This is a genomic window from Escherichia sp. E1130, assembly GCF_005781065.1.
GTDB lineage: Bacteria > Pseudomonadota > Gammaproteobacteria > Enterobacterales > Enterobacteriaceae > Escherichia.
In genome coordinates this window covers 1-12877 of the sequence record NZ_VATL01000030.1, presented here as the reverse complement: position 1 = coordinate 12877, position 12877 = coordinate 1, and the positions used below count along the sequence as shown (strand labels likewise).

At 43.1% G+C, this 12877-nt stretch carries 9 protein-coding genes; 5 read left to right on the top strand and 4 right to left on the bottom strand.

What is annotated here, in order from left to right; translation table 11 throughout:
* The first annotated feature begins 142 nt into the window (after positions 1 to 142).
* The 5 genes from FEK66_RS22390 (at position 143) to FEK66_RS22365 (ending at position 8808) form a co-directional block, all read left to right on the top strand.
* Positions 143 to 2854 carry an autotransporter outer membrane beta-barrel domain-containing protein gene (locus FEK66_RS22390; RefSeq protein WP_135495475.1) on the top strand — a complete coding sequence of 904 codons (2712 nt, stop codon included), beginning with the start codon at positions 143 to 145 and terminating at the stop codon, positions 2852 to 2854.
* Between the two features lie 81 nt (positions 2855 to 2935).
* Entirely contained in the window at positions 2936 to 4090 is a 1155-nt protein-coding gene (locus FEK66_RS22385) for a glycosyltransferase family 4 protein (RefSeq protein WP_135560371.1), read from the top strand.
* 419 nt (positions 4091 to 4509) lie between these two features.
* Positions 4510 to 5757, top strand: a complete 1248-nt coding sequence (locus FEK66_RS22375; RefSeq protein WP_135495471.1) for a hypothetical protein — start codon at positions 4510 to 4512, stop codon at positions 5755 to 5757.
* Between the two features lie 475 nt (positions 5758 to 6232).
* Positions 6233 to 7435, top strand: coding sequence for a methionine gamma-lyase (gene megL / locus FEK66_RS22370; RefSeq protein WP_135495470.1), 1203 nt, complete (start codon positions 6233 to 6235; stop codon positions 7433 to 7435).
* Positions 7436 to 7509: 74 nt separating this feature from the next.
* Positions 7510 to 8808, top strand: coding sequence for an aromatic amino acid transport family protein (locus FEK66_RS22365; RefSeq protein ID WP_130238102.1), 1299 nt, complete (start codon positions 7510 to 7512; stop codon positions 8806 to 8808).
* Positions 8809 to 8842: 34 nt separating this feature from the next.
* Here FEK66_RS22365 and FEK66_RS22360 read toward each other — a convergent pair whose 3' ends face one another.
* The 4 genes from FEK66_RS22360 to fliD all read right to left on the bottom strand — a co-directional run bounded on the left by FEK66_RS22360 (position 8843) and on the right by fliD (position 12608).
* Positions 8843 to 10057 carry a sigma 54-interacting transcriptional regulator gene (locus FEK66_RS22360; protein ID WP_135495469.1) on the bottom strand — a complete coding sequence of 405 codons (1215 nt, stop codon included), beginning with the start codon at positions 10055 to 10057 and terminating at the stop codon, positions 8843 to 8845.
* A 275-nt stretch (positions 10058 to 10332) separates the two neighbouring features.
* Positions 10333 to 10668, bottom strand: a complete 336-nt coding sequence (locus tag FEK66_RS22355; RefSeq protein WP_130238104.1) for a flagellar protein FliT — start codon at positions 10666 to 10668, stop codon at positions 10333 to 10335.
* Positions 10661 to 11068: a flagellar export chaperone FliS gene (gene fliS, locus FEK66_RS22350; RefSeq protein ID WP_130210263.1), complete on the bottom strand. Its 408-nt coding sequence runs from the start codon at positions 11066 to 11068 to the stop codon at positions 10661 to 10663. Before fliS ends, FEK66_RS22355 begins: the two co-directional genes overlap by 8 nt.
* A 52-nt stretch (positions 11069 to 11120) precedes the next feature.
* On the bottom strand, positions 11121 to 12608 hold the full coding sequence (gene fliD, locus FEK66_RS22345; protein WP_135495468.1) for a flagellar filament capping protein FliD: 1488 nt from the start codon (positions 12606 to 12608) through the stop codon (positions 11121 to 11123).
* Between the last annotated feature and the right edge of the window lie 269 nt (positions 12609 to 12877).

Genomic DNA, 12877 nt, shown 5'->3' with positions numbered 1-12877 from the left:
GATATTTTAACCAAAAGTTCAATATTTCTTATTTACAAAATTAATGGGACGTATAGACTCTTAACCTAAACCAAATGCGTTGCGCGTGGTATTGCTCTCGTCGGTTTTATTAAATGGATAAATTTCATCAGGATGAGCTATTATGGATAATAGATACAATTGTTGTTATTCAGAAGAGAGCGTTGAAAAATCTAAAATAGCGCTACAGAATGTACACTATCACGCCGGTCAAAATCCCTTTAACAAAACCCTGGTTGCAGGTGCTATCTTTCTGGCGTTTAATACCGCTCATGCCGCAGATTCTTGTGATTATGTCAGTACCAGACCTGAAACGAGCTGTGTCTATGCTGATAACAAAATAAATATCCATATTCATACTGACATAAATAATCCTACTGGTACCCCAGCCTATCAATACGAAACTGATTATATGACTACGGATAAATCAGTTATCCATTTAGATGCTGGCACAACAATTCATTCGGACGCTACGGGTATAGAGGCATTAGGTCGTAGCAACACCGAAATTGAAGTGAGCACCTCTGGCAATATTTATACCGGAAACACCGCTGATGTTGATGTACAGGAACCTCAGGCCCCCATCTCCGGGCCTTCCGGCGGTATAATCTTTGATATAACCAACGTTCGTGGAACCCAACATGCCAGCGTTTATCTGGCGGGGGCATCCGGCGGTCTATTAGCGTTGGGGGCCGTGACGCAATATTCCGATAGTCAAATTGTTAACCAGAGTGCCAGTAAAGATACCGCCGCAATATATTCTCAGGCGCTGGAATCTCGGGTGACAACCTCAGGCGTTATTCGCTCTCAAGTTGGAGATGCGATTCGTTTGCAGGATACCGGCCCTGAATATTCCTATAGTAGCGGCGGCTACATTATTCTCGATCCTCAGAGTGTGTTTGATGTTCACTTACAGGAAGGTAGCGTGGTGGATGGCGGCTCTGAAGGCGCGGGTATAAAAACCATCGGTGGCACTACCTCCAGTATCACGATTGATGAGGGTGCAATGCTGGGCGCATTGTCTGATGTCGCGATTAGCGCAACTGGCTATGATTATTACGACCTCAACTATACGAACAATCCGTCGGGTATTAATACATACCAATACACCGGGGCGGCTACCACCATCACTAATGCCGGAACGATGACTGGTGTTATTCAATTGACCAGCGGTCAGGATAAGATCGTGAATGATACAACGGGCGTCTGGAATATTCGTCAGTGGTCAGATTCCGATCGTGATGGTATCAGGGATACGGTTGCTGCTGTAGCAACCAGTGATTTTGGTGGTGGAACAGCAGAGTTAAATAACCTCGGTCAAATTATACTGACCGCTAATGCCGATGGCAGCGCAAACAGCGCACTACTGCAAAATTTGCCCACTTTTAAAAACCAGGGCCGTTTAATTCTCGCTAATAACGTCGTAGGTGATCGTTTTACTATCGACGGTGATTATGTGGGTAATAATGGCACTGTTGAGCTGGATACTTACCTGGGGGATGATAGTTCTCCTACAGACAGAGTCATCATTAATGGTTCAACCTCCGGACAAAGTTATCTGCTGATTAATAATTCTGGCGGAACAGGGGCTAAAACCAGTGAAGGGATCAAAGTTATTGACGTTAACGGTGATTCCGCCGGTGAGTTTATTCAGCAAGGTCGTGTCGTTGGCGGTGCATATGAATACTATTTGCATAAAAATAGCGTGAATAACCAGGATGGTGACTGGTATCTGCGTTCACAGCTTCCGATTGTCATACCTGAAGATCCGGTTATACCGAACCCGGAACCTGATCCTGACCCCGAGCCTACGCCAACTCCAGAACCGAAGCCTGAACCTGAACCTGAAAATATCAATCGCCCCGAACCGGGGAGCTATATGTTTAACCATATGGCCGCCAATAGCCTGTTCCTGATGCGCCTTCACGATCGTATGGGGGAAACCCAATATACTGATGCCCTGACCGGTGAGCAAAAGGTGACCAGTTTGTGGCTGCGCCAGGTTGGCGGTCATAACCGTTCTCGTGATAGCAGTGGCCAGTTAAAAAATCAGGGGAATCGTTACGTTTCTCAACTAGGTGGCGATATTGCACAATGGAGTAGCAATGGTTTCGACCGTTGGCATTTGGGCGTAATGGCCGGATTCGCCAGGCAAAACAGCAATACGGAATCAAAATATTCAGGATATAAATCCACAGGTTCTGTGGAGGGGTACAGTGCGGGATTATATGGCACATGGTATGCCAATGAGCATGATAAAACAGGCAGTTATGTTGATGCCTGGGCTTTATATAACTGGTTTGATAATGAAGTAAAAGGTGACCAGTTGGCGACGGAAAGCTATAAATCCCGGGGTGTTACGGCATCAATTGAAGCTGGCTATACATTCAAACTGGGGGAACGAATCTCTGACGGTGTGAAATATTATTTGCAACCTAAGGGACAACTGACCTGGATGAACGTTCGCGCCAATGACTACACTGAACATTCAAGTAGTGGTGGTTCACGAGTTTCCTTTGATGGTGATGGCAATATTCAAAGTCGTCTTGGTATTCGTACTTATGCCAACGGTCATAGTGCTATTGATAACGGTAAAGACCGTAAATTCCAGCCATTTATCGAAGCCAACTGGATCCACAATACTCATAATTTTGGTGCAACCATGAATGGCTATAAGAATAGTATTGATGGAACCAAAAATATTGGCGAAGTAAAAGTGGGACTTGAAGGCCAGTTATCTCGTCGGCTGGATCTTTGGGGTAACGTCACGCAGCAAATGGGTGACAGTGGCTATAGCGATACTCTGGTTATATTAGGAATTAAATATCGTTTCTAGTGGAGAGCCATTGTTAAATGGAAGCCTTCCGGTTTTTATTGACTGGCAGGCTATCCGTTGCATTTGATAATAGGATTTGGTATGCAACCACGCGTTTTAATTGTTACCACTGAAGCACCAGATGTGCTTTTTAGCGGTCTTGGTTTTTTTAATGAACATTTTTGGGCGGAATTAAAACGTCGGAATTATCCTTTTAAAGTGTTGTATCTGAATAATCAAAAGACAGCACATTCTCAGTTGGCTGATTATGAAATTGCGGTAGAACCGGCCTTACCCCTTGATTCATCGCTGGAGTCGCTCAGTCTTAACGTGGCCTGGAGTACAGCGCAAAAAATTCAGCCGATCCTCAATGAGTTCAAACCTGACATTATTTCGGTACATGAAAACTCGCCGCTATTGCCATTCTTTTTTGAGCTAAACCGCGTTCAGTTCACGCTGCATTCCAGCTATATCGGTATGCAACACTATCTGACCCGGACACAAAAAGGAATGCAGCATTATTGGGAACAGAGGATCGCCGTCCGGCAAAGTGGCGCGGTCGTTCTTCATAGCGGCTGGGCGCATCGTTCTGTTATTCAGCATGTTTCGGCAGATATCGTTCCTCCCCATATTTTTCCTATCGGTGTGAATTTCGCAGATTATCCGGCGGATAAAATTGCCCACCCGGAAGGAAAAGTAGTAATTAGCTTTTTTGGTCGCTTTACCGATATTGTGAAGAATTTTCTGATTTTTCGTGAGGCAATCAATACACTTCCTCCAGCCTATCGACAGCGTGTAGAAGCCCGGGTTTATGGCCCTGAAAAAATCCCTGATTATATGGAGAAAGAAGGTTTTAAAGGGTTAACCTTTGTGCAGGGGGAAGAAAAGAAACGGGCGCTGGCGGAAACTGATATCGTCGTTTTCCCAAGTATGCAGGAAAGCTACGGTATTGTTGGTCTGGAAGCATTGTTGTCGAACTGCGCATTAATCGCCACGCCAGGATTAGGTATGGATAGTTATATGCAGCCGGAATATGCTTGCGAACCAACTATCGCCGCGATCCAAAAGCGAATTATTACTTATCTTTCGGATGTCGAGCAATTACGTAAAGACCAGAAGGCGCAGATATTCCGTAATAGTGTTAATCGACCGGAGTTTACGTTAGGTAAGATGACTGAGTCATATATCGGCGTTTGGCAGGAATTGCATAAGACGTTACAGAAAGAGGCGCGAAACGTCGTTCCCGAACAGGTTTGAAGCTAACATCCTTTTTTAACCAACTCGTTTCCCACAAAACAGGCATTGCAAGCACCATGAATACATGCAGAAAATGCTGGTTGTGGGGCCGGGTGGCGATTACTGGCCATGATAATCATACCTGGATTATCTGTATTTTTTAGCGGTGGTTGTGAACGCCATAATCTGTACCCAAATGTAATGCCTGCGATAATACTTGCATAGTAGTCCAGCAGTTTGAACGATTCGACTATGACAGCAAGGCGACACGCCAGGGACAACATTCATCATCAGAGCACGTTAATAATTATCTATGCGCTAATTTCATTAAGGGGATACCTTACCTGAAAATTATGATTATAAACTAATTAGCAGCATGCTGAATATTGATTTTTATCAATATCTAAAACAAGTTAACTACCTAGATTGTTGTGCGTTAAATGTTATTAATTGAGGCGATTATGATAGAGAATGGCGTGTCTTATTTACGTTCAGTAATACTGAAAGATGGTTTTCACTTACGCTATAGGGTTGCTAACAATGATCCGAATAGCGGTACCGGACCAGAGTCAGTATCATGTTATCGTGTATATATAACCACTGATAGTGTTAACTATATTTGTTTGGATGAAGTGGCTAACAATATTAATGACATTTTTATATCGAGTGTTCCTTATACAAATTTATCATGTAATGTTTTATTTAAAATAGCTACCGTTGGTCCAGATGGAACTGAATATTTTACATCATCACCTCATCTTCCTGAATCATCGGCTGTGATGTGGACAAAAGACTATCTCCCTCAGGGAAATAAAACCAAGTACCCACCCTGGTTTAATAATCTGACAGATAATGAGAAAAATGAATTACTTAAGCAAAAATGGTTTGTAAACTGGATGCAGACGACAACTTCACTCTGGCCTAATATCACAAAAATCAAACAGGATAACCCTGATATGGATTATGATATTATCTGGCGCTCAGATTCAGATGTGTTATTCCATGGCGATGAAGAGGGAAGAAGGCCGGATGAAGTTTTTTGCTGTGGCCTGACGCCTCCTGAACCTATGGGCAGCATGAAATTACGCCCGGGTTCACATGTTGGCATCCATGAAAGTTTTAGCCGTTTGTTTGACGGGTTGCCAGCATTTGCTGAATGTGACTCTATGAAACTTACTTACTCTGTTTATGATGAAAGATATATTTATTTAACAAATGCCCCTGGTGGTATTTGTGTTGATGATACATTATATATTCCCACCTGTTCATCAGAGTCAGAAGTAGCATTTCCCGGTGGAGTTAAACAAAAATACATTATGGGGGCATTTGTTTATATGATCCCTCCTTCAGAAGATCAATATCTTCCGGTTCGCTTTGACTACAATCCAGAAAGTGATTTTAAGGAACCGACATCTGGTAATGCAAATTATATTACCGCACGTACAGATGATAATGAGTTTTCTGTTTATGATGAAACTACATCCAACTGGATCACGCTGAATGCGCCCGTATGCACAATGAAAAGTGGGAAATATAAAGTCAGATCAAAAAATATTTACACCCAGTATTTTGTAAACTTCCAACAGGTCGAAGCAACCGACGAGGTCATATTTGAAATAGACACAGAAAAAATGGCTGTAGACGGCGTCATAATATTATCAGGTCATAATTATTTTCTTTCAATTTAGTCATTTTTGACATTCAGAGAACACATCATGATCTAATGGAATCTCCTACAAACGTAGGGAGCACCATAACTTTAAAATGACTCCAATCCTATAGTCAAATCGATCATCGGTGGACTATATGGATTTGGAGTCACTCCAGACTTCAACGCACACTACTCCAAACTGTGGTTATTAACGACGACCATGTGTAACCCAGATATGAGAAACTGTCACAGTTTTCATGTTGGACAATCCCATCTGTCCCTTCCCTGACAAATAAGATATTCGGATTTTGAGTCCAGCTCCATGCAGGATAAAAAAAGGATGTTGTAACTATCATTTCCGTTAATAGTGGCAACTTTATTGCCAGACTGGAAATATTCAGAACAACAATGACAACTCAACAAACGCCAACACATTGAATAAGAACGATGATTTATCTGGCATAGCAATTGCTAACTCATTAGCGAGTCGTTTATAAAATTAAGGAAAGAGTATGTCTAATAACCGCAATTATCGATTCGATACCAAAATTGTTCACGCAGGACAACACCCGGACCCTTCTACAGGATCACTCAGCACGCCAATTTTCCAGACATCAACATTTGTCTTTGATAATGCCGAACAAGGCGCTGCACGTTTTGCACTTGAAGAACCAGGTTATATTTATACTCGCCTGGGTAACCCCACCACAGATGCCCTTGAGCAAAAAATGGCCGTCCTTGAAGACGGTGAAGCCGCGCTGGCGACCGCTTCTGGAATTTCAGCGATTACGACAGCCCTGCTGACTCTGTGTCAGCAAGGCGATCATATTGTCTCTGCCAATGCAATTTATGGTTGCACTCACGCTTTTCTTTCCCACAGCATGCCGAAATTTGGCATTACCACAAGCTTTGTAGACGCCACAAATATTGCTGAACTAAAAGCAGCAATACGACCAGAAACGAAAGTTGTCTATATCGAAACTCCAGCCAATCCGACACTGACACTGGTCGATATTGAAATGGTAGCGGGTATCGCGCATCAGCACGGCGCGCTGTTGATTGTCGATAACACCTTTATGTCGCCTTACGGTCAACAACCATTACGTCTGGGGGCGGATATTGTTGTACATAGCGTCACTAAATACATTAACGGTCACGGCGATGTAATTGGCGGTGTTATTGTTGGTAAAAAAGATTTTATCGACCAGGCGCGTTACGTTGGACTTAAGGATATTACGGGCGGATGTATGAGTCCGTTTAACGCCTGGCTAACCTTACGTGGCGTTAAAACGCTCGGCGTCAGGATGGAACGTCACTCCAGTAACGCCATGAAAATTGCGCAGTTCCTTGAAAGCCATCCGGCAATTACCCATGTCTATTATCCTGGATTACTGGCTCATCCTCAGTACGATTTATATAAGCGACAAATGACTTTACCCGGCGGTGTCATCAGTTTCGAAATAGCCGGAGGCTTTGAATCTGGCAGACGGATGATTAACGCGGTCAATTTATGTTTGCTGGCGGTAAGCCTTGGGGATACCGAAACACTGATCCAACATCCGGCATCGATGACCCACTCTCCTGTGCCGCCAGAAGAACGATTAAAAGCAGGAATTACTGATGGAATGATTCGGCTTTCTGTAGGTCTGGAAGATCCTGACGATATTATTGAGGACCTTCAGCAGGCAATCGCCACAGCCATCGCCGGAAATTAATTTTTCAAAAGCATATAAAATATCAACACCTGCCCTCTGCTTTATTGGCAGAGGGATTGGGATGGAGGCACATTATGCAAATCAGCACGCAACAAGCGGATAATTATGTAAATATTTCTCACACACTCACCAATAAACTACCCTTTACACGCTATGACTTTGGCTGGGTTTTATTATGCATTGGCATGGCCATTGGCGCAGGTACAGTTTTAATGCCAGTGCAGATCGGCTTAAAAGGGATATGGGTTTTCATTACAGCATTTATTATTGCCTACCCTGCAACGTATATTGTGCAGGACATGTATCTTAAAACACTTTCCAAAAGTGAAACCTGCAACGATTATACTGATATTATAAGCCACTACCTGGGGAAAAACTGGGGCATTTTTTTAGGCGTTATATACTTTTTGATGATTGTCCATGGAATATTCATCTACTCTCTTTCCGTCATTTTTGACAGCGCTTCGTATATCAGACACTTTGGTTTAACCGATAGCGACTTGTCACAATCCATTATCTATAAAATCATTGTCTTTTCTGTTTTGGTTGCCATTGCCTCTCGTGGAGAAAAAATATTATTTAAAATTTCCGGGCCAATGGTAATCATCAAAGTAGGGATTATTGTTATCCTGGGTTTTATCATGATCCCACACTGGAATTTTAATAATATCAGTGCATTTCCCCCAATGAGTGATTTTTTTCGTGACGTTCTGCTGACCATCCCGTTTTGTTTTTTCTCAGCCGTCTTTATTCAGGTGTTGAATCCGATGAATATTGCCTATCGAAAAAGAGAAAGAGACCGGGTTATGGCCACCAGAATGGCTATCCGCACCCATCGAATCAGTTACATTGCGCTGATAACCATCATATTATTTTTTTCATTCTCATTCACTTTTTCCATCAGCCATGAAGAAGCGATTTCCGCATTTGAGCAGAATATTTCCGCCCTGGCGCTGGCAACGCAAGTGATACCAGGAGAAATTATTCATCTTGCTTCGACAATATTAAATATTTTTGCAGTTCTGACGGCTTTTTTTGGTATTTATCTTGGTTTTCATGAAGCATTGAAAGGAATTGTACTCAATATTTTAAGTCGGGTAATTAATGTTGAGAAAGTCAGCCCGCAGATGCTCACAACAGGAATAGGGATTTTTATTGTTGCGACACTGGTTGTCTGGGTTTCGTTTCGTGTATCCGTTCTGGTGTTTTTCCAGCTTGGTAGTCCTCTATACGGTATCGTCTCTTGTCTGATCCCTGTTTTCTTAATTTACAGTGTCCAAGCGCTAGAAAACCTACGCGGAGTCAGAAGCTGGCTTATTTTTATCTACGGTATTCTACTCTGCCTCTCACCGCTGCTGAAACTCATCGAGTAGTATTTTGGCCGCCCCCATATGTTAGATGGGGGCGTTAATAAACCACATCTTGTTGGTAACTGCGTATTTTATTCAAAACGGTCGTGTGCGAAACACCCAGTACTTTAGCAATGCTGCGTGCAGAATTATTATCATCTAACATTTTTTCGATAATTTTTCGTTCAGTCAAGCGAACTTGTTCTTTTAAAGGCTCCATATTCCCACAGTGGCTTTGCTGGTTCTCCCGGCATGGAGAATTCATCCATTTCAGTTCGTCCATTGTTACTATTCCACTGTCCGACATATGCATCAAGCGGATAATAATATTCTCCAGTTCCCTGATGTTGCCCGGCCATGTGTAATGCTGCAAAAATTCCAGACTATGTTTATCAAAAACCAATGCCCGCTTAAACTCACAACCATGCTTTTGCAGAAAATGATCAATCAATAACGTAATATCTTGTGGATGCTGGCGAAGCGGCGGGATTGTTAACGAAAGAATATTGATTCGGTAGTAGAGATCGGCACGTATCTGACGATTCAACATCATCTCTTCCAGGTTCGCATTAGTGGCTACGATAACCCGAGTATCAAAAGAAACAACCTGAGAACTGCCTATACGCCGGATACCACTATCCTGCAAAACGCGCAGTAGTTTTGCCTGCATACTTAGTGGCATTTCGCCAAACTCATCAAGAAACAGCGTTCCTTTATCCGCCATTTCAAACAATCCTTTCTTCCCTTTGCCATCGGCCCCGGTGAACGCGCCTTTCTCGTAACCAAAGAACTCGCTTTCCATCAGTTCTTCAGGGATTGTCGAACAGTTTACCGGAATAAAAGCGTGTAAACGTCGTGGCCCACAATTATGAATAGCACGCGCCAGCAACTCTTTCCCTGTTCCCGTTTCACCGCGAATCAATACGGTAAAACGACTTTCCGAAAACTTTATCGCTTTTTCTATAAGCGATTGCATTTGCGGGCTTTCACCAATCACATCAGTAAAATATTCGCTCGGTTTTACTGATCTATGAGAGGTGATTCCACTATCGGTACTAAAATGCTCAATATTAATAATGTCTGGATGATGACTTAACCGTGTCACCACACTATTGATATCCCCTGTATGACGACACATTGATTTAATAAGAATGCGTCCGGCTGTCACTTTCATTGAAATAATATTAAATTTATAAAATGAAAATTCTTTTAAAACGTCTTCTATCATTGAAATACGGTCAATGGTTTTTATATTCCAGCGTATCGTAAACACATAAGCTCCATTGCATTTTTTGAACACATCGACAGGCATTTTACTGCAAGGAGGAGGATGTTCTGCCAAAGGCATCACAGAGTTGAGGAAAATCTCAATGAAGAACAACGTTAAGGGAATATGTGTCGCGTAGCATCGGAAACTGGAAATAGAAAATATGATAGATAAACTATTGAGAATAGATGATATTGTTAATGCCCATGACTCCGATGGACATTAACCAACGCTGGTACAGCTCATTTGCTGCCCAGGGAATGCAGTATAACCAATGCTAATTAGCGTTTTACCGCGTCAAAAGACGTATACATCTGACTAACTTTTGAACCTTGATGCAAAGATGACATATTTTGCTTGAGCGTTTCGAGCCTGATATTGACTTTACGGATCAACTCCTCTGTACCGTTCATAAGCTCACGAACCAGACTTTTGATGCGTTCACGCTCAATTTCTGACAGCGTTAATCCACTGGTGCCCGTCATTAAGTCTTCCGCTTTCGCCAGAAATATATCCAGCAGCGCTAAAAAGGCATCCCATTTTTCTTCACGCACCATCGTTAACATCGACTGGTTCATGTCGAACAAATTATCATAATGTGAAATCAAATTAACCACGTCTCCCCCGGGTTTGCTGTGGGTCAATTTCTTCCCAGGTTTCTGCAAGCCGCATTAATAGTTGATCGACATGCTTCAGTAATTCAGGGTCGTTCGTTCGGTTAGCCTGAAACAATGTCCGTGACATATACTCATAAAGTTGTTCGAGTTCGCCTGCAATATGCAGACCTTTCTCATGATCAAGCGATGCCCGCAAACCATTATCAATAATATTGATTGCTTTAGAGATCATCTCCCCGCGGCGAGGAATATTACCCTGTTCAAAATAGATAATTGCTTTCTGGATTGCGCTATGAATTCCATCAAACAGCATAGAAATAAGCTGATGTGGGGTTGCTCCTGCCAGTTTGCTCTGTAGCGAAACTTGTTTGTAGGCTTCTGCGCCCTGTGAAGTGTACATATCAGACTCCTGCGGGGCTGGCGGAGTCACGCTCCGTCAGCCTTTACTCTTATTAAATCGTTGATAAAAGAGAGGTTAATTGCGAGTTCATGCTGTTCATTTTTGACATCGCGGTATCCAGATTCTGGAACTGGATGCGATAACGCTCAACCTGAGCATCGATCAGTTTCTGGGTCTTATCAATTTGCTGCTGAACCACCTTGCTTTGTGAATCAAGGCCGTCAGTGGTGGTCTTGATAAGCCCGGTTTTATCATCGCTACCAGTACCAATATAGCTACTGATGATATTCCCCAACGTAGTCGCCATGCCTTCATTACTGCCATGACCCATAAACATATTGGCGATCTGATCCGGATCATCGGCAATCGCGTTGTCCAGCTTGTCCTCATCCAGTGTCATCTGACCGGTTGCGGCATCAATTTTGATGCCCAGATCGGCTAATGAACCATAATCAGCGCCAGAATCACCATAAACGCCGTTTACCGTAGAGCGAATTTGACTGACCATTCCGCGCAGCGTGGAATCGCCCATCAGCGCCCCGCTCTTGGAACTGGGCGTTGCGACATCATCATCACTCAGACCGGAGGTATCATTCTTGACGTACTTACTGAATGTAGTTGTTGCTGACAGCAGTGCATTGTATTGCTTAACAAAATCCTGAAGGTGAGTTTTAATAGCAGACGTATCAGCCGTTAATGTCAACTGCTCAGATTGTAATTTGGTCGGATCATTTTTATCTGCTTCAGAAACGGCATTCAGGTTCAGCGTCACACCGTCAATGATGTCAGTAATGTTGTTACTGGAACGAATAAAATCAGTACCATCAACAGACAATTTGGCATCTTTAGCATCCGAAACCGAAATCATCTTGTCAGCAGCACCAGGATCGCCCGCAACACCATTTGGATGCTGACCGCCCGCTGACGTGTCCAAGATGTCCGCAAGATTCTGATCGCCGTCGACCTTAACGCTCATTTCACCGTCGCTGCCGGTTGTTTTAGAACTCAGAACCAGTTGATAACCGTTGCCTGTAGGCTGAACGCTGGCACTAACATCACCATTTTGCTTGTTGATAGCCTTGGCGATGCTGTTTAACGACGTTTCATCGTCTTTAAGTTCAACTTCGGTGGTTTTTCCGTCTTTTTGCGTGATGGTGATCTTTCTGGTGCCGCTGCCAGTTGTACTCCCCAGGGTGGTGTCAGCACTGGTCTGGAGTGCCGTTTTCAGTTTATGGGCAGATGCCAGTTGTTCCACAGTAATTTCATGAGTATCCGCCAGCGCACCCGTGCTCGCCGTCGCAGTAAAGGCTTTGTTGCTACTCACTTTCAGGGTATTGAATGCATCACCACCTAATGATTTCACCGATTTTTGCAGCGTAGACAATAGGTTGGAGATAGATCCCCAGGCTGAAATCTTCAATTTATAGCTATTCTGAAGACTGGTATAGGGCGTCAGGCGCTGCTGTTCGCTGGCTTTAAGTTGCTCCAGCATTGATGCGGTATCGATCCCTGAACCGATTCCCAGTGATGATATACCCATGTTGTTTCTCCTGAGGGGTTGTGATTTTTAAGAATCTCTTCCCTATATCGGCATAAAAACAGACTGGATAAATATTTAACTTTTTTTCAACAATCCGAAGAATGAAATTATTCGCTTTCTTTAATTTGTCCTCTTACATTTCCGCCCTATTTTTACTTTTTTTATCTCATTCGCTTTAGCCACTTTATTTCCACGCCGATATCTGTGGTATGCGGAGTTACAACGCATATTCAGTTTAAATTCTATTCCGGGCGGATCGCACCGCCAGG